Annotated in this window: 19 protein-coding genes and 1 tRNA gene; 7 read left to right on the forward strand and 13 right to left on the reverse strand. The window is 66.9% G+C overall.

The window, feature by feature from the left end:
- Window position 1: 1 nt before the first annotated feature.
- From pqqB to sp36, 11 genes are all read right to left on the reverse strand, one after another.
- The gene (gene pqqB / locus BAY61_RS29405; RefSeq protein ID WP_091802837.1) at window positions 2–886 is read right to left on the reverse strand and encodes a pyrroloquinoline quinone biosynthesis protein PqqB; all 885 of its coding nucleotides are present in this window, start codon (window positions 884–886) and stop codon (window positions 2–4) included.
- A complete protein-coding gene (gene pqqE / locus BAY61_RS29410) occupies window positions 883–1,962 on the reverse strand; it encodes a pyrroloquinoline quinone biosynthesis protein PqqE (RefSeq protein ID WP_091802834.1) in 1,080 nt (359 codons plus the stop codon). The genes pqqB and pqqE overlap by 4 nt, the downstream gene beginning before the upstream one ends.
- The gene (gene pqqD, locus BAY61_RS29415) at window positions 1,953–2,219 is read right to left on the reverse strand and encodes a pyrroloquinoline quinone biosynthesis peptide chaperone PqqD (RefSeq protein WP_091802831.1); all 267 of its coding nucleotides are present in this window, start codon (window positions 2,217–2,219) and stop codon (window positions 1,953–1,955) included. Before pqqD ends, pqqE begins: the two co-directional genes overlap by 10 nt.
- On the reverse strand, window positions 2,216–2,914 hold the full coding sequence (gene pqqC, locus BAY61_RS29420; protein ID WP_211323551.1) for a pyrroloquinoline-quinone synthase PqqC: 699 nt from the start codon (window positions 2,912–2,914) through the stop codon (window positions 2,216–2,218). The genes pqqD and pqqC overlap by 4 nt, the downstream gene beginning before the upstream one ends.
- Before the next feature lie 152 nt (window positions 2,915–3,066).
- Window positions 3,067–3,165, reverse strand: a complete 99-nt coding sequence (gene pqqA, locus BAY61_RS29425) for a pyrroloquinoline quinone precursor peptide PqqA (RefSeq protein WP_091802826.1) — start codon at window positions 3,163–3,165, stop codon at window positions 3,067–3,069.
- Window positions 3,166–3,232: 67 nt separating this feature from the next.
- Window positions 3,233–4,021 carry an MBL fold metallo-hydrolase gene (locus BAY61_RS29430; protein ID WP_091802823.1) on the reverse strand — a complete coding sequence of 263 codons (789 nt, stop codon included), beginning with the start codon at window positions 4,019–4,021 and terminating at the stop codon, window positions 3,233–3,235.
- On the reverse strand, window positions 4,018–4,854 hold the full coding sequence (locus tag BAY61_RS29435) for an NUDIX hydrolase (RefSeq protein ID WP_091802820.1): 837 nt from the start codon (window positions 4,852–4,854) through the stop codon (window positions 4,018–4,020). The genes BAY61_RS29430 and BAY61_RS29435 overlap by 4 nt, the downstream gene beginning before the upstream one ends.
- Window positions 4,855–4,915: 61 nt before the next feature.
- Window positions 4,916–6,046 (reverse strand): prolipoprotein diacylglyceryl transferase, encoded by a 1,131-nt coding sequence (locus tag BAY61_RS29440; RefSeq protein WP_091802816.1) that lies wholly within the window; start codon window positions 6,044–6,046, stop codon window positions 4,916–4,918.
- A gap of 36 nt (window positions 6,047–6,082) precedes the next feature.
- Window positions 6,083–6,715, reverse strand: a complete 633-nt coding sequence (locus BAY61_RS29445; RefSeq protein ID WP_091802813.1) for a hypothetical protein — start codon at window positions 6,713–6,715, stop codon at window positions 6,083–6,085.
- A 95-nt stretch (window positions 6,716–6,810) separates the two neighbouring features.
- Window positions 6,811–7,278 carry a RidA family protein gene (locus tag BAY61_RS29450; RefSeq protein ID WP_091802810.1) on the reverse strand — a complete coding sequence of 156 codons (468 nt, stop codon included), beginning with the start codon at window positions 7,276–7,278 and terminating at the stop codon, window positions 6,811–6,813.
- Between the two features lie 2 nt (window positions 7,279–7,280).
- Entirely contained in the window at window positions 7,281–7,442 is a 162-nt protein-coding gene (gene sp36 / locus BAY61_RS29455) for a Sp36 family protein (RefSeq protein WP_091802807.1), read from the reverse strand.
- 32 nt (window positions 7,443–7,474) lie between these two features.
- Between sp36 and BAY61_RS29460 the strand changes: the two genes are divergently transcribed.
- The 3 genes from BAY61_RS29460 to bagB all read left to right on the forward strand — a co-directional run bounded on the left by BAY61_RS29460 (window position 7,475) and on the right by bagB (window position 9,925).
- Window positions 7,475–7,723 (forward strand): hypothetical protein, encoded by a 249-nt coding sequence (locus BAY61_RS29460; RefSeq protein WP_091802804.1) that lies wholly within the window; start codon window positions 7,475–7,477, stop codon window positions 7,721–7,723.
- A 76-nt stretch (window positions 7,724–7,799) separates the two neighbouring features.
- Window positions 7,800–8,801 (forward strand): ATPase BagA, encoded by a 1,002-nt coding sequence (gene bagA, locus BAY61_RS29465; protein WP_091803801.1) that lies wholly within the window; start codon window positions 7,800–7,802, stop codon window positions 8,799–8,801.
- The gene (gene bagB / locus BAY61_RS29470) at window positions 8,798–9,925 is read left to right on the forward strand and encodes an ATPase BagB (RefSeq protein WP_091802802.1); all 1,128 of its coding nucleotides are present in this window, start codon (window positions 8,798–8,800) and stop codon (window positions 9,923–9,925) included. Before bagA ends, bagB begins: the two co-directional genes overlap by 4 nt.
- 38 nt (window positions 9,926–9,963) lie before the next feature.
- Here bagB and BAY61_RS29475 read toward each other — a convergent pair whose 3' ends face one another.
- A complete protein-coding gene (locus BAY61_RS29475; protein ID WP_091802800.1) occupies window positions 9,964–10,263 on the reverse strand; it encodes a WhiB family transcriptional regulator in 300 nt (99 codons plus the stop codon).
- Window positions 10,264–10,527: 264 nt separating this feature from the next.
- Between BAY61_RS29475 and BAY61_RS29480 the strand changes: the two genes are divergently transcribed.
- From BAY61_RS29480 to BAY61_RS29490, 3 genes are all read left to right on the forward strand, one after another.
- Window positions 10,528–12,687 (forward strand): transglycosylase domain-containing protein, encoded by a 2,160-nt coding sequence (locus BAY61_RS29480; protein ID WP_091803798.1) that lies wholly within the window; start codon window positions 10,528–10,530, stop codon window positions 12,685–12,687.
- Window positions 12,688–12,830: 143 nt separating this feature from the next.
- Complete coding sequence (locus BAY61_RS29485) at window positions 12,831–13,772, forward strand: metallophosphoesterase (RefSeq protein ID WP_091802797.1); 942 nt, start codon at window positions 12,831–12,833, stop codon at window positions 13,770–13,772.
- A 29-nt stretch (window positions 13,773–13,801) separates the two neighbouring features.
- Window positions 13,802–13,875, forward strand: a tRNA-Pro gene (locus tag BAY61_RS29490).
- A 176-nt stretch (window positions 13,876–14,051) separates the two neighbouring features.
- On the opposite strand, the gene BAY61_RS29495 is transcribed toward BAY61_RS29490, so the two are convergent.
- Window positions 14,052–14,780, reverse strand: coding sequence for a methyltransferase domain-containing protein (locus BAY61_RS29495; RefSeq protein WP_091802794.1), 729 nt, complete (start codon window positions 14,778–14,780; stop codon window positions 14,052–14,054).
- Between the two features lie 34 nt (window positions 14,781–14,814).
- On the opposite strand from BAY61_RS29495, the gene BAY61_RS29500 reads away from it, so the two are divergent.
- Entirely contained in the window at window positions 14,815–16,659 is a 1,845-nt protein-coding gene (locus BAY61_RS29500) for a S9 family peptidase (protein ID WP_091802791.1), read from the forward strand.
- Window positions 16,660–16,672: the final 13 nt, after the last annotated feature.

Below are 16,672 nucleotides of genomic sequence, written 5' to 3' on the forward strand. Positions count from 1 at the left end.
CTCACAACACCAGTTCGGCACCGTCGTAGGGGATCTCGGCTCCCGCGTCGAGTACGGCGGCGTGCTCCGCGGAAGCGGGATCGAGCACAGGGTTGGTGTTGTTCAGGTGGGTGAACAGCCAGCGAGCTTGGCCACCTGTCTCGCGGATCATCGCGAGGCTGCCCGACACACCGGCCATCGGAAGGTGGCCCATGGCGGTCTGCGCCGCCGAGTCGACCTCGCCTGCCGTCCTGCCGTGCATCTCGTCAGGCGCGTAGAACGAACCGTCCAGCAGCACGCACGACGCCTCCGAGCACAGCTTCGAGAAGCCGGAAGGCCATTCGGCGAGACAGGGCGCGTACACGAGCGTGCCCCCGGTCGCGGGGTCCGCGACGTGATACGCCACGACCCACGGACCGTCCAGTGTGGACTCGGCCGCGTACTTGGGCCGCTTGTCACTGATCGCGACCGTGGTGACGACGAGCCCGCCCACCTCGAAGCTCTCCCTCGCGCGATGCCATTCCCACCGCCGGTAGCTCGCGACGACCTCACGCGCCAGCACCGTTTCTCGGACGGCTTCCGGCGCCCACACGTGCAGGCCATCGGCTTCCTTCAGCTGGAAGAGGCCGAGGGTGTGATCGAGTTCGCCATCGGTGAGCAGCACCCCGCGCAGCGGGGTTTGCCTCGGACCAGGCCCTGGCGAGAGCGACGTGGCCGACATGAGTTGTTCCCGCAAATCAGGCGATGCGTTGAGCAGGTACCACCCCTCGCCGTCCGCGCTGATCGCGACGCAATCCTGCCGCCTCGGTGGAGCGATACCGCTGCGCACAGCCGAACAGTGCCGGCAAGCACAGTTCCACTGCGGGACCCCGCCACCGGCCGCCGTACCGAGCACGACAACCCTCATCGCTTCCCCCTCATCACGAACGGCGGCGTTTCCCCTTGCCCCGCTTCGAGAATCACGTCGACGAGCCCTCTGTCGGGGGACCGGGTGCACACCGGATCAGTCGCCGCCGCATCACCGGTGAGCAGGAAAGCCTGGCACCGGCAGCCCCCGAAATCCTTCGAGCGGCGCTCGCACGTCCGGCACGGCCCCTTCATCCAGTCCTCGCCCCGGTAGGCGTTGAACGACTCGGAGAAGTACCAGATGTCGGCGAGCGGCCGGTCTCGCACGTTCTCAAGAGTCAGTGTCGTGATCGCGGTCGCGGCGGGGCACGGCAACACCGTTCCGTCCGGCGCCACGGTGAGCTGCTGAGCGCCCCAGCCGGACATGCACGGTTTCGGATACGGCTCGTAGTAGTCGGAAAGCACATACACGATCTGCATCCGATCGCGCAGCCGTTCGACAGCCGCCCTCACGATCGGTTCCGCCTCGGCCAGTTGCTCCCTTGTCGGCATGAGCGCGTCCCTGTTGCGCAGCGCCCAGCCGTAGTACTGGGTGTTCGCCAGTTCCAACCGGTCGGCACGCATCCGCTCGGCCAGTTCGATGATCCCGGCCAGCTGATGATGGTTGGCCCTGTGCAGCACGGCGTTGACGCTCAGCGGCAACTCGAACCCGTGCACCAGTTCGGCGGCGGTGAGTTTGTGCTGGTGCGCTTTGGTTCCCGCGATCTCGTTGGCGAGCACCGGCTCGGCTGCCTGCACCGAGAGCTGGACATGGGCGAGTCCGTTGTCGACGAGTTCGGCGAGCCTGCGCTCGGTCAGCCCGAGCCCGCTCGTGACGATGCTGGCGTAGCAGCCGAGTTCGGCCGCCTTCGCGACGAGAGTGGCGAGATCGGAACGAGCGAGCGGTTCTCCTCCCGAAAAATGCACTTGCAGAACACCGAGTTCGCGAGCCTGCGCGAGCACGGAAAGCCACTCCTCCGTGCTCAGCTCGGATTCGCGCGTCACCAATTCGAGCGGATTGGAACAGTAGGGGCAGTGCAGGGGACAGCGATGGGTCAACTCGGCGAGCATGCCGAGCGGAGCCGCGGTCACACCCATTCGATCACCTGCCGGTCGGCGAGCCTGGCGAGCACGTCGTGGACGTCCTGCCCACTGACCCCGCGATAGCGCTCGCTCAGCGCGGCGACGATGCCGGTGAGCGGCGTACCGCCGTCGCACAACGCGAGCACCGCGGCCGCGGTGGGGTTGAGCACGAGCACCCCTTCCGGGAGCAGCACGACGTCGCGCTCCCTCACCTTGTCGAAGCTCAGCCGCACGCCTCTTCGCAGCCTTGGCCTCGCGGCGGTGGCCTTCACGAGGCGGCTCCGACCGTGGTCGTTTCCCGCAACCCGGCAATGGCATCGAGCATCGACCACAGCACGTCGCACTTGAACGAGAGCGCCGCGACGGCCGTTTCCTGCTGCTGCCTGGTTCGCGCGTACTTGACCACGAGGTCGAGAGTTTCCCTGCCCTCGCCGTTGACGGCGTCGATGCGGTTGGTGAAGTAGGCGAGGTCGGCGTGGCTGATCCACGGGTAGCGCGCGAGCATGTCGCCGACCCGCCTGCGCATGAGGTGACCGGAGAACATCTCGGTGAGCCCCGACGCGACGGCCTCGACCCACGGCTTCGTTCGGGCGAAATTGACGTAGGCGTCGACAGCGAACCGAACTCCTGGCGCGAGATGTCGCTCGTCGAGCACCTCTTCTCTGGTGAGCCCCACCGCCTCGCACAACGCCAGCCAGCGGTGCGCGCCGCCCTCACCTTCGGTGAGCCCGTCGTGGTAGCTGATCCGGCCGAGCCACTGTCTCCTGACCTCGGCGACAGGGCAGTTACTGATGATCGCCGCGTCCTTCATCGGCAACACGGACTGGTAGTACCAGCGGTTGGCCGCCCACATCCGCAACTCGTACCTGCTGAGGCTGCCTTCGTGCAGCCGAAGGTGGAAGGGATGCGTTCCCCAGTACTTCACCGAAAGCCCCCGCAACCGGGCGACGAAGTCCCGTTCGCTCATGGGCCGCTCGGGTGTTTCCTCCCTCACGGGTACGGGAGTCACGGCCGACTCGGACGTCGGGGGTTTCGGCGGCGGCATTGCCATCCTCCATTCGGAAAGCGTGGCCGACGGGAACTGAAAGCGCTTTCCCAGCGGCCACGCGACAAGTTCCGTTACTCCATACGACCGAAGTACGCGGTGACTTCCATCGGAGTCTCGTACTCGACAAAGTCCGGAGTGGTCCAGACCTCAAGCTCAGTGGATTCGACCATGGTGCGCCTCCTTCCGAACAAGCAGGACGAAAACGCTTATACGGTAACGGGATCCGACTGGAAAGCGCTATCCCTCGGAGCGGAGATACTCCAACTGGGCAACGACACTCGACTCGGCCGGTGCCCACAGTGACCGGTCGACATCGGCATAGACCATTTCCACGACCTGTCGTGGCGTCGCGTCGGCGCCGAGTTCGCGCAGCGCCGCCCGCACCTGGTCGAGCCGCTGTTCGCGATGCTCGGTGTACTCACGGACCGTACTTGCCAGATCCGGCAGTTCCGGTCCGTGCCCCGGCAGCCCGATCGCCTGTTCCGGCAACCCATCGAGGGTCCGCAGTGTTCGCAGGTAGTCGCCGAGATCGTCGAGCACCGTCGTTCCCCTGCCGAGCACGGTGTCGCCAGTCAGCACATGTGTCTGCCCTGCCTGGGTGAAGGTCAACGTCACCGAATCACTCGTGTGACCTGGCGTGTGCAGTACCTCGATCTCAAGGCCGCCCGCCGCCACGATCTCGCCGTGCCGCAACGGTGCGCTCCGCACGCACAGGTCAGCGGAGAGGGCCCGCACGGGCGCGGAAGTCCGCTCCGCGAGCCACGGAGCACCCTCCGCGTGATCGGGGTGGTGATGGGTGAGCAGGATCAGCTCGACGGAGCCTGCCTCCGCGATCAGCGGGAGGTGGTCCAGATCCTCGTAGCCGGGATCGACGACGACAAGACCATCGCCGTCTCCCGACCCGAGCAGCCACGTGTTCGTGCCCTCCAGCGTCATGTGGGACGGGTTGTTCTCAAGCAGAACCGAGGCGAAGGGGGAGACGTCGCGCAGGACACCGTAGGCCGGGTGGGTCGCGGCATGAGTCATGGAAGCTCCACTCGGATCGAGTCGCCGTCGACGGCGATCCTCGGCGTGATCTTCGGAATGGACTCGCGGGCTTCGCACTCCGCGAGCACGGCCGCCGCTGTCGGGTAATCGGCGAGTTCCCGCAGAATGCACCAGGTCGGCGGCATGAGCGCGCGCCTGCCCGCTTCCGCGTCGGCTATCGCGGCGAGCGGACGTTGCCAGCCGGAGGACTCCGCCTCCGTCGTGGCTCCGTCGGCCTCCTGTCCCTCCGGTAGGACGGCGACGAAGAACCGCGCATCGTAGCGGCGGGTCTCTGCCTCCGGCGTCACCCAGTTGGCCCACGGACGCAGCAGATCAGCACGCAACGTCAACCCGGCGTCAGCGAGGAAACCGGCGAGCGAGAGCTGCCTGGACACCAGCGCGGCTCTCTCGTCCGCGTAACGGGAGGTGTCGGTGACGGCAGCGTCGGAGGAGCCTGCCAGCAGAACTCCCGACTCCTCGAACATCTCCCTCACCGCGGCACACACGAGTGCCCTCGCGAGCGAATCGGAGCACCCGAACCAGGTCGCCCACCGCGCCGGTTCGGGACCTGCCCAGCTCACAGAAGCGTCGGCGTCCCGCTTGTCGACACCTCCGCCGGGAAAGACGGTCATCCCGGCGGCGAAGGCCATCGCGCCGACTCTGTGTTGCAGGAACACCTCGATGCCGTCAGCGGCGGCAGTGTCCCGCAACAGCATGACCGTCGCGGCATCCTTCGCCGGCGCGACGACGTCCGGCTTGGCCGACGACGTTTCGGGAAGCGAGGGCACCGACGACCTCGGCACGTGGAAAATCGCTGGCACGTACCGCAACATACTGCGTTGTCGATCTCACGTCACCGAGTAACGCGTCACCAGAGGGCCGTTCGGCTACCGGTCAGTCGACCCAGTGCTGCTCACTGCCGTTGGTCTTCGCCTTCGCGGCCTCGGCCCGCTCCCGTTCGGCCAGTTCGGCGTGCAGTTCGCGCAGTAGCTGCCTGTCGCGCTCGGAGAGCTGAGGGTCGTCGAGGTCGAGTTCGGGCAATTCGACGATCTCCTCGCCCCGCAGATTGACGCCCGCGATCGCCCTTCCCCGTTCCGGATCCTCGGCGATGGCCGCGCGAAGCTGCGCGACCTCCTCCTTGGTCATCTCGGTGGTGGCGGCGGCCCTGTTCTCCCTTTCCTCTTCCGAGGGAGCTTCCACCGCCTCCTCTTCCGGGGACTCGGCGGCAGGAGTGTCGGCGACCTCGTCGACAGCGGGAGCGGCGGAAACCGCTATGGCCGGCTCCTCGAAGTCGGGAGCCGCGTGCGACGGCTCGCGGGATGCCTCGACGACGGCGTGGGAACCACTCGTGGCGCGCGGAGCACGGGACGTCCACGACGCCGAACCACCGGCCGACTGGGCGGTGGCGAGCCACACCGGAGTACCGGCAGCGAGCGCGGCCTCGTGGTATTCGCTTCGCTCAGCGCCCGGACCGGTCACCTCGACCACGGTGCGAATTCCCGCTCTCCGCAACGCGTCGTCGACCCGGAAGGCCACGGCGGGCGGGTGTGCTTCCGGACCGACCTCGACAAGCACGACTCGCTGGGGCAACGGTCCCGGCACGCTGCCCGCGGGAGTGTTGCGCCACACGGCGTGCACGGAACGAAGGTCCGGCAAGACTTCGAGAGTCCTGCCCAGCGCCTCGGCGATTCCCTTCTCCGGCTCGTTGTCCTGACTGAACCGGTGCGCGTATCCCGGAACCGACTCGCCGACCGTGAGGTGGTCGGCGAGTGAGGCGTCCGATCTGCTCATCTCCAGCACGAGCGCGAGCTCGCGCTGTTCGGAAGGCCGGACCATGATCCGGCCGGCGATCAGCGCTCCCGCCGTCAGTTCGGCGGCGTCGTCGAGGTGCGAGCGAGCGACCAGCTCACGTGCATCCGACAGCGCGCTGTCGTCCAGTCGGCCCGCCAGTGCCAGCAGGACGTTGTGCAGCCTCAGCGGCACGCCGAAACCGTCCTTTGGCAGGCCATCGTGGACATCCACCATCGCCGTTCTCCCTCCAGCCCGCTGGCCAAGCGAGCGTCACGCGGGTACGAGTGTGTGGTGACTGGCATCCACGGAGCCCACGCAGACGAACCGAGAGTTCGCGAGCGCCGCCCGGTGGTATGCGGGCAGATCGAGTTGCGCGGGCAGTACTTCGACGCTGGGCGCTTCGTCACCCAGCACGCGAAGAACACGCTGTAGCTCCCCAGTGAGGCGCGGATATCCGGACACGGCCGTCACCAGCAGTATCCGTTTCGCCTCTTGATCACCGGTTCCACGGTCGTGACGCCAGCTCTCCCTGACTTCTCCCACATCCGGACGGCCACGCAGACTTGCGTGAACCACCACGGACACCGAATCGACGGTACTCACCCAATCGGGTGCACCCGTCGTGAATGTGTACCGGTTCTCGGCCGAGGCGTCTACCCCAAGGGTCGAACTCACCTGATGCCAATCCGCGCCGTGCGGGATGAGACCGGCGACCAGCAGGCGATACTCGGACTGATCCAAATCGATCCTGTGCTTCAGCAAAGACTTGGGCAAGGTCCGCGACAGCGTCCCCATCGCACCCTCGCCGAGCCAGTCACGAAACCGCCAGATCATCTGGTCCGGCATCCGGCCGGCCAGCCGCAGCAGGAGTTCGTGACATGCGTACTCGATGTCCGGATCCATGACACCTCCAGTTTTGGCGGCGTTGGCGGTTGACAGCGCCGCAGGCGACACATCATGCCGCCATCGCTCGGATTGCCTATCGCGCGCCTGCTTGCTCAGCCGACCGTGGTGCTGACCTCGACGACGAGTTCGACCTCGACCGGCGCGCCGAGCGGGAGCTCGGCGACACCGACCGCGGAGCGAGCGTGAGTGCCCGCCTCGCCGAACACCTCGCCGAGCAGTTCGGACGCTCCGTTGATCACGGCGGGCTGGCCGGTGAAGCCCTCTGCCGACGCGACGAACCCGGTGACCTTCACGACCCTGACGACGGCGTCGATCCCGACGAGACCGTTGACCGCCGCCAGCGCGTTGAGCGCGGCGATCCTGGCGTACTGCTTCGCCTCCTCGGGACTGACCTCGGCGCCGACCTTGCCGCTCGCGGCGAGCGAACCGTCGACGAAGGGGAGCTGCCCCGAAGTGAACACGTGAGCGCCACTGCGGATTGCCGGAATGTAGGCGGCGACGGGTGCGGCGACGTCGGGAAGCGGGATCCCGAGTTCGGAAAGCCGGGCACTCCAGCTCATGTTCAGCCCCTCGGCCGCTTGAGATAGGCGACGTGCTGCTCCCCGCTCGGGTTCGGCAGCACGGTGACCAGTTCCCAACCGTCCTCGCCCCACTGGTCGAGGATCTGCTTCGTAGCGTGGATCAACAGCGGAACCGTCGCGTACTCCCACTTCGTGGCACTCATGCCGGACACCCTAACCAGTAGCGTGTGTGCACGTGGAGACCTGGCGGATCATCGCGACGGCACTGCTCGGATTTTCGGGCCTTTTCGGCGTATTGATCGTCGTCGCGAGGGTGCGGGAGAAGACCCGCAGCGCGGCGACGGCAGGGGTGACGGCGCTCGTGGCGTTCACCACGCTCGCGGTACTGGCCGTGCTGACCCTCACCGTGCTACCCGGTGGCGTGACCTGGGGTATCGCCGTCGCGGTCACCGCGGCTGTCGGGGTCCTGCTGCTGGCGAGCTGATCTCGCGCATCCCCCGAGAAGGCCGTAGCGGCGCGCTTCGCGTAGATCGTCCCGCGATGTGGCCTACGCTGCGAATGTGACCACGCTGGCTGGCTGGACCGACGAACTCGCGCGGACCCGGCTGCATTTCGTCACCGGCAAAGGCGGAACGGGCAAGACGACCCTCGCGGCCTCGCTGGGACTCGCACTCGCAAGTGGTGGGAGACGGGTGCTTCTCATCGAGGTCGAGGGAAGGCAGGGAATCGCGCAGGTCTTCGACAGTGAGCCGCTGCCCTACGCCGAGCAGCGGATCGCTTCCGCGCCCGGCGGCGGTGAGGTGCGGGCACTGCACATCGACGTCGAAGCGGCACTCCTCGAATACTTCGAGATGTTCTACAACCTCGGATTCGCGGGACGCACGCTGCGCAGGATGGGCGCCATCGAGTTCGCGACGACGCTGGCGCCGGGTCTTCGCGACGTGCTGCTCACCGGCAAGATCAAGGAGTGCGTCGGGCGAACGGAGTCCGACGGAAGGCACACCTACGACGCCGTCGTCGTCGACGCCCCTCCGACCGGAAGGGTCGTGAAGTTCCTCGACGTCACCAAGGCGCTGACCGATCTCGCGAAAACGGGTCCCATCCGCGCGCAGGCCGAAGGGGTCGTCCGGCTGCTGCACTCGGGCTCGACCGCCGTGCACATCGTGACCCTGCTTGAGGAGATGCCGGTGAGGGAAACCCTCGACGCCGTCGCCGAACTCGACGGCGCCGACCTTCGTCCAGGCGCCGTGCTCGTCAACAGGGTCAGGCCACTCCGGCTGCCTGCCCGCTCCGTGCTCGCCGCCGCGGACGGAAGGGTCGACGCGTCGCGGGTGCGCTCGGGGCTCGAAGCCGCCGGCCTCCAGTTGCCATCCGGCACGTTGGACGGGCTCGTCGAGGAAACCGTCGAGCACGCGATCAGGGTGGCCGCCGAACAACGGGCGAGGGAACAGCTCACCGAAGCCGACCTGCCGACACTCGAACTGCCCGAGCTGACGGGCGGTGTCGACGTCGCCGCGCTGTACGAACTCGCGGAGACACTCGTCGAGCAGGGGGTTCGATGACACCGGTGCTCGACGTCGACGCGTTGATCGACAATCCGGAAACCAGGGTGATCGTCTGCTGCGGCTCCGGTGGCGTCGGCAAGACGACCACGGCCGCCGCGCTGGCCCTTCGCGCGGCGGAACGCGGACGGCAGACCGTGGTGCTGACGATCGACCCCGCGAAGAGGCTCGCCCAGGCACTCGGCCTCAAGGAGCTCGGCAACCATCCGCGCAAGGTGTCGGTCGCGGGTTTCGAACCGAAGGGCGAGCTGTGGGCGATGATGCTCGACATGCGCCGCACCTTCGACGACATGGTGCGAAGGCACGCGGGCCCCGAACGCGCGGAACAACTGCTGGCCAACCGCTTCTACCAGACCATTTCCACGTCGTTCTCCGGCACGCAGGAGTACATGGCGATGGAGAAACTGGGGCAGCTCGCGGCAACGGGCGAGTGGGACCTGATCGTCGTCGACACCCCGCCGAGCAGGTCGGCGCTCGACTTCCTCGACGCCCCGACCAGGCTTTCGGCCGCGCTCGACGGTCGCATGATCCGGTTGCTGACCGGACCGGCCAAGGCGGGGGGCTGGGGACTGCGCAAGGTGGTCAGCGCGGGTTTCTCGATGTTCGCCAAGGCCGTCTCGACGATTCTCGGCGGACAACTGCTCGCCGATGCCTCCGCGTTCATGCAGGCTTTCGACACGACCTTCGGCGGGTTCAGGGAGAGAGCGAGAAAAACAGCCGAGCTGTTGCGTTCGCAGGGGACGGCGTTCCTCGTCGTCGCCGCGCCAGAGCCGGACGCGCTCAGGGAGGCCAGTTACTTCGTGGAGCGGCTTTCGACCGAGTCGATGCCGCTCGCGGGGCTCGTCGCCAACAGGACGCATCCGGTGCTGGCGGAACTGTCGGCCATCGACGCGCTTTCGGCAGCGGACGCGCTCGACCGCGGCGGCAAGAACGCTCCACTCGCCACCGCGGTCTTGCGGCTTCACGCCGACAGAGTCGCACAGGCCGAGCGGGAGAAACGGCTGCTGGCCCGGTTCACCCGCGCGCATCCGACCGTCGAGGTCGTCGAGGTACCCGCCTTGCCCGGTGACGTGCACGATCTTGCCGGGCTCCGCGACATCGGTGACCGGTTGACCGAGGTGTGACGACCTTCTCCGGCTCTTGCCCTCGACGTTTCCGGAACTCAGGAAACGCGTTGTTCAGCGGGTTCGTACTGTCTTTTCGCTGATTCGAGCAGTTCGCGCCAGCTCACCACGTCCGGACGCCGACGGAGCAGCGCCCGCCGCTCCCGTTCGGTCATTCCGCCCCAGACGCCGAAATCGATGCGGTTGTCCAGCGCCTCGGACAGACATTCCGTGCGTACCGGGCAACCCATGCAGACCAGCTTCGCGCGATTCTGCTCGGCACCCCTGACGAAAAGTCCGTCTGGGTCCGTGTCACGGCAAAACGCGCTAATCCGCCAATCCGTTTGGTTGGTCTCCATACCCCCAGCTCCTGCCTTCTCGGGACCGGTGGCAGGAAACGAAGTCGACGACCTCGCCCCCCGCGAGCGGTCTCTGTGCTCACGTCCCTCGATCGGTGCCTCCCCTGGCACCGCATTCGTGAGATGTTGACGGACTGTAGGGGGCGACGGTTCCGTCCGCCAACCCCCGTGTGGCTTTTTGTTACGAGATGTCACATCCGCATGAGGCTCGCCGAGGTGCCCGCGTCACCGCGGGCTGACGCGCCCTTGCGTACCCTGACGTGTGTGCGAATGAGGGACGGACTGCTGAAGATGCTCGGCCTCTGCCTGCTCGCGGGGGTGCTGGTAGCCGGAATTCTCTTCCCCGTGGTCGGCGCGGCCGGTGTCATCTCGAACGAGGCAAGTGACACTGTTGAATCGATGTCGTCCGATCTCGCGGACGAGCCGCCGCCATTGGTCACGACCATTACCGACAAGGACGGCGAGCCGATCGCGACGCTGTACAAGCAGTACCGCATCCCGACCTCGCCCGAGCAGATCTCAGACGCCATGAAGTGGGCGTTGATCTCCGTCGAGGACCGCCGGTTCTACAGCCACCACGGCGTCGACTGGCAGGGCACGCTGCGCGCGGCCATCAGCAACTCCTCCGGCGCCGACACACAGGGCGCCTCGACGCTGACACAGCAGTACGTCAAGAACTACCTCATCAACGTCACGTACAGGGACGACCAGCTCGGCCAGCAGCGAGCACAGGAACAGACCATCGCGAGAAAGCTGAAGGAAGCGCGGATCGCGATCCAGCTCGAAACGAAGATGAGCAAGGAACAAATCCTTGCCGGCTACCTCAACGTGGTCGAATTCTCGCGCCAGATCTACGGCGTCGGCGCCGCCGCGCATGCCTACTTCGACACGACGCCGGACAAACTCAACGTCGCGCAATCCGCGCTGCTGGCCGGAATGGTCAACAACCCGGCCGTCAACGATCCTTGGAACAACCCGGAGCGGGCGACCGAGCGCCGCAATGCCGTTCTGGACAGGATGGTCGACAACCGCAAACTGTCCGAGGAGGACGGCGAGCGGATCAAGCAGGAACCGCTCGGCGTCGTGCCGGACGGCCCGAACAAACCGCCTTCGAACTGTGTCGGCGCAGGCCCTGAGCACGGTTTCTTCTGCGAGTACGTCGAGGATTACCTCCTCGAACACGGAATGGACGAGGACGAACTGCTGACCGGCGGGTACACCGTCCGGACGACACTCGACAAGGTCGCCAACTCCGCGGCGAAAGAATCGGCCGAGGAACAAGTCAGCAAAAACCAGGAAAACGTCGCCAATACGCTGTCACTCGTCAAGCCCGGCAAGGACAGACACGAGGTGGTCGCGTTGGCGGCCAACCGCGACTACGGGCCCGACGCGAACGCGGGGCAGACCGAGTACGCGTTGCCATCCGACATCGCCAACGTGACGGGAACCGGGTCGAGTTACAAGATCTTCACCGCTGCCGCCGCGCTCGAACAACGCAAGGTTGGCATCTACGACACGGTCCAGGCTCCGAGTTCGTACGTGTCGAGAGTGTTCAGCGGCAGTCCGGCGCCATGTCCGTTCATCGCGCCGTACACGAGGGGTTACTGTCTCGGCAACGCGGGAACGTATCCGAGCAGCATGTCGCTGCAACAGGCGCTCGCCACCTCACCGAACACCACGTTCGTCATCCTTGAGGAAATGGTGGGCATGAAGCCCGTCGTCGACATGGCAAGCAAGCTCGGGATGCGCAAGACCATGGCGTCCAACGCGGCGACCGGTGGCCCCGTCGACCCCAACGGTGACAGCGACGCGGTGCGACAGAGTCAGGCGCAGTTCTACGGACCGTCGGAGAACTCCCCCGGCAAGGGTTCGTTCACGCTGGGCCAGAGCCCGACCAGCGGTCTCGAACTCGCGAACGTCGCCGCGACCATCATGAGCGGCGGCGTGTGGTGCCCGCCGACCCCGATCGGTGAGGTCACCGACAGGGACGGCAAGCCGGTCTCGATCCAGGAGGAACCCTGCGAGCAGGCCGTTCCCGAAGGGCTCGCCAACACTCTCGCGGTCGGGCTGAGCAAGGACGACGTCGGTGGCGGTACCTCGGCCGAGGCCGCGGCCGCCGCCAACTGGAAGCGCCCGATGATCGGCAAGACCGGTACGACGCAGAACAACGGCTCGGCCGCATTCGTCGGCGCGACTCCGCAGCTCGCCGGTGTCGCCATGGTGTTCAGGCCCGATCTGCCCAACGGTGGCCTCGTCGACGGCGGTCCCGGCAACGTGTACGCCTCGGCTGGCACGAGCGGAAACATGTTCGGTGGCAAGACTCCCGCGAGGACATGGTTCGGAGCCATGACCAAGATCCTCGAAGGGGAACCCGTCCTGCCACTGCCGAAGTCGGATCCCGCGTACGAACGCTCCGGAGGCTAGGTACCGGCCGCGGCTGCCGCATCGCCTCGACCGCGACGGTCGAGGTGGTGCGGCGGCACTACTCTGTCCCGGGTTGCCGTTCGGCCAACACGCATCCGCACGACGCGGGTACGCTGGGTAATACAAGCAGCACAAGGATGCCGATGAAACGCCTCGTGACAGGAACCGCAGCGCTCGGCGCGGCAACACTGGGATACGCAGTGGCAATCGAGCGCAGGCACTGGACCCTGCGCACAGCGGAATTGCCGGTGCTCGCGGACGGCTCCCGGCCGATCAAAGTCCTGCACATTTCGGACCTGCACATGCTTCCCGGCCAGGAATCGAAACAGCGCTGGGTCGCCGAACTCGACCAGCTCGAACCCGACCTCGTCGTCAACACGGGAGACAATCTCGCGCACCGGCGGGCGGTGCCAGGCGTCATACGCGCGCTGGGCCCGCTGCTGAGCCGTCCCGGCGTCTTCGTGTTCGGCAGCAACGACTACTACGCGCCGAAACCGAAGAACCCCGCCAGATACCTCATGCCGAGGGGACGCAAGAAACGCGTCCACGGAAGGCATCTTCCGTGGCGCGACCTCAGGGCCGCGTTCATCGAACACGGCTGGCTCGACCTCACCCACGTCAGGCGCACCCTCACGGCCGCGGGGCAAGAGGTCTTCGTCGCCGGCGTCGACGACCCGCACCTCCACCGCGACCGCTACGCCGACATCGCGGGACGGCCGAGTCATTCGGCGGCACTACGGCTTGGCATCACCCACTCGCCGGAACCGAGGGTGCTCGATCCGTTCGCTTCGGACGGCTACGACCTCGTGCTCGCGGGACATACCCACGGAGGCCAGCTCCGCGTACCCGGCGTCGGCGCGCTCGTGACCAACTGCGAACTCGACCGCTCGCGCGCACGCGGAGTCTCCCGCTGGGGCGCCGACATGTGGCTGCACGTATCGGCGGGTCTCGGCACCTCGCCGTACGCCCCGGCCAGGTTCGCCTGTCCCCCTGAGGCGAGCCTGCTCACCCTGGTCCCGCGCGACGCCGACCAGCGGAACATCAAGAAGGCGGCCCGACGAAAGGCTCCGAGCGACGTCCGCTAGACTGTGGCGCGACCCATTGAGCAGTACATCGGGGTGTGGCGCAGCTTGGTAGCGTGCCTCGTTCGGGTCGAGGAGGTCGTGGGTTCAAATCCCGCCACCCCGACGGAAGAGCTGGAAGAGCCCTGTTTGCGGAATGCGCAAACAGGGCTCTTCCTTTTTGTTTTCTGGGGCGCAGCCCCAGACCCACCCGGAGGGGCTTCGCCCCCCGGACCCCCCGTAGGTAACCGATAGGCCGGGGTGGGTTGGGCTGGGGTGCTTGAGCGTTTCGGGTTGCCTGGGTTATCTGGTTGCCAGGACTTCCATCCAGCACTGACTGAAATCACCACTGCCGTCGCGGACCCACATCCAGGCCGAGCGCGCGGCACTCGCGAGCTGCTGATCCCTCGCCCCGTCGTCGGTCTGGATCGCCGAGGCCAACTCGGATTCCACCCTGCGAGCCAGCTCCCGGTAGCCGATGTCCTGGCGGTAGCGCGCCCGCGCGCGCACCTCGCGGAAACCGGCCCGCTCGACCCACTCCGCGACCCTCCTGCCCGCGAACGGATCCCCGCCACTCCTCCGGTGCAGCAGCTGCCTTCCCCGCAGCGCGGCGTCGACGTTGGCCGTCTTCGGTCGCAGCTTCGCCTTACTCCAGTCCACAGTAGACACTGCAAGCAGGCCACCAGGGCGAAGCACTCTCGACAATTCCACGATGACGTCCCTCGGGTTTGGATGCCGTTCCAGCAATCCCGACGAGAAAGCCACATCGATCGAAGCGGTGGAAAAGGGAAGGCTCGCGAGATCGCTCGCCACGAAATCCACTGTGGACACAGCAGCCCGCACGGCGGCTTTCCTCGCGGCCGTCACCTCGCCGTAGTCGGCTTCGACACCCACGACCCGCAGCGGATGGGTAGCGGTACCAAGACTCAGAGTGACAGCCCCCTGACCGCAACCGACATCGATCACCCGATCGCCCGGCCGCAGCATCGGCAGCACGAAGCCTGCGGCGTCCGCCGCATAACCCTCCAGCACGGCCCTAAGACTACGGACCTGGCAGGATCGAGGGGTGACCACACAGCATCCGATCGCCCAGATTCCTGACCAGCTCTTTGCCGATCCGGACGTCGAAGCTCGCTGGCGGGCACGCTTTCTCGCGGCCAGGGTCTCCGTGCCCGAATGGGCAATCGACGCGCCCGACGCGAACATCTACGTCTCCAACGCCAGCGGCGTGTGGGAGGTCTACGCGTGGAACAGGTCGACCGGCGAACACCGCAAGGTCACCGACCGGCCCAACGGCACGCTGCACGCCACCACGTCGCCTGACGGCGACTGGATCTGGTGGTTCGACGACACCGACGGCGACGAGTTCGGCAGCTGGGTCCGCGAACCGTTCACCACAACCGCCACCGAAGGCACGGCCGGGCAGGCTGTGCCCGACGTCCCCGCCGGATACCCCGCCGGGCTCGAAATCGGTCACCAGCTTGTCGCACTCGGCGTGTCGACCGACGAGGGAAGTTCGCTCTACGCCAGCCGGGGATCGCAAACGGTGCTCTTCTACACCAGCGACGACGACGCGGGCGTCGCCGCGCTCTCGCGGGACGAGAAGCTGCTCGCGATCTCACATTCCGAACACGGTGATTCCCGCCACCCCGCGGTCAGGGTGCTCGCGAGCGATTCCGGCGAATTCGCCACCGTTGCCGACAAATGGGACGGTGCGGGCAAAGGTCTTGCCGCGCTCGCGTTCTCCCCGGTTTCCGGCGACGCGAGGCTGCTGATGCTGCACGAGCGCAGGGGTAAAGAAGAACTGCTGATCTGGGATCCGGAAGCCGACACGGAACGGGAAATCGACCTCGGCCTCCCCGGCGAGGTCGTCGCCGACTGGTACCCGGACGCCTCGGCCCTGCTCGTCGTGCATTTCCACGAGGGACGCAGTTCGCTGCACAAGTACGACCTCGGCACCGATCAACTGTCCTCTTTGGAGACACCTCCCGGCAGGATCGGCGGAGCAGGCGTGCGGCCTGACGGCGCCGTCGAATACTCGTGGTCCAACGCCGCCACCCCGCCCGTCGTCAGGGTCCGTGACGCCGGAGGCGACGACAGCGTCCTGCTCAAGCCCCCCGGCGACAGCGCGCCCGGCTCCGAACCGGTCAACGATGCTTTCGTTGAAGGGCCTGGAGGGCGAATTCACGCACTCGTCTCCAAGCCTGCCGATGTCCAGGGCCCACAGCCGACGGTGTTCGTCCTGCACGGTGGCCCGCACTCGGCCGACGAGGACCGGTTCTCCGCCTACCGCGCGGTCTGGCTCGACGCGGGTTTCGTCGTCGTCGAGGTCAACTACCGAGGCTCGACCGGCTACGGCTCCGCGTGGCGAGACGCCATCGAGGGGCGACCGGGACTCACCGAACTGGAGGACGTCGCCGCCGTCCACGAGTGGGCCGTTCAGAGCGGACTCTCCGATCCGGACCGCTGCATCGTCAACGGCGCCTCGTGGGGCGGCTACCTGACCCTGCTCGCGCTCGGCACGCAGCCCGCGCGCTGGGCGGGAGGCGTCGCGGGAGTTCCCGTCGCCGACTACGTTGCGGCATACGAGGACGAGATGGAACAGCTTCGCGCGTTCGATCGCGCGCTGTTCGGCGGCTCGCCCTCCGAAAAGCCCGCCGTCTACGACGAGTGCTCGCCGATCACCTACGTCGGGGCCGTCGACGTTCCGGTGCTCGTGCTCGCGGGAGACAACGACCCGCGCTGCCCCATCAGGCAGATCGAGAACTATCTCGACCGGCTGGCAGCGCGGGACGTCCCTTACGAGTTCTACCGCTACGACGCCGGTCACGGTTCACTCGTCATCGCGGAGACCATCAAGCAGGTCTCGATCGAGGTGTTCTTCGCGTTGCGTGCCGTCGGGATGCGGTGATGCTCGGAGTGCA

Source organism: Prauserella marina (assembly GCF_002240355.1).
Classification (GTDB): domain Bacteria; phylum Actinomycetota; class Actinomycetes; order Mycobacteriales; family Pseudonocardiaceae; genus Prauserella_A; species Prauserella_A marina.

Bases quoted from the DNA above. Each gene is read 5' to 3' on its own strand.
- pqqB (WP_091802837.1), bottom strand. From the start codon at position 886: ATGAGGGTTGTCGTGCTCGGTACGGCGGCCGGTGGCGGGGTCCCGCAG.
- BAY61_RS29485 (WP_091802797.1), top strand. From the start codon at position 12,831: ATGAAACGCCTCGTGACAGGAACCGCAGCGCTCGGCGCGGCAACACTG.
- BAY61_RS29435 (WP_091802820.1), bottom strand. From the start codon at position 4,854: ATGTTGCGGTACGTGCCAGCGATTTTCCACGTGCCGAGGTCGTCGGTG.
- bagB (WP_091802802.1), top strand. From the start codon at position 8,798: ATGACACCGGTGCTCGACGTCGACGCGTTGATCGACAATCCGGAAACC.
- sp36 (WP_091802807.1), bottom strand. From the start codon at position 7,442: ATGAGTGCCACGAAGTGGGAGTACGCGACGGTTCCGCTGTTGATCCAC.
- BAY61_RS29440 (WP_091802816.1), bottom strand. From the start codon at position 6,046: ATGGTGGATGTCCACGATGGCCTGCCAAAGGACGGTTTCGGCGTGCCG.
- BAY61_RS29445 (WP_091802813.1), bottom strand. From the start codon at position 6,715: ATGGATCCGGACATCGAGTACGCATGTCACGAACTCCTGCTGCGGCTG.
- pqqA (WP_091802826.1), bottom strand. From the start codon at position 3,165: ATGGTCGAATCCACTGAGCTTGAGGTCTGGACCACTCCGGACTTTGTC.
- BAY61_RS29450 (WP_091802810.1), bottom strand. From the start codon at position 7,278: ATGAGCTGGAGTGCCCGGCTTTCCGAACTCGGGATCCCGCTTCCCGAC.
- pqqE (WP_091802834.1), bottom strand. From the start codon at position 1,962: ATGGGTGTGACCGCGGCTCCGCTCGGCATGCTCGCCGAGTTGACCCAT.
- pqqC (WP_211323551.1), bottom strand. From the start codon at position 2,914: ATGAGCGAACGGGACTTCGTCGCCCGGTTGCGGGGGCTTTCGGTGAAG.
- BAY61_RS29475 (WP_091802800.1), bottom strand. From the start codon at position 10,263: ATGGAGACCAACCAAACGGATTGGCGGATTAGCGCGTTTTGCCGTGAC.
- BAY61_RS29430 (WP_091802823.1), bottom strand. From the start codon at position 4,021: ATGACTCATGCCGCGACCCACCCGGCCTACGGTGTCCTGCGCGACGTC.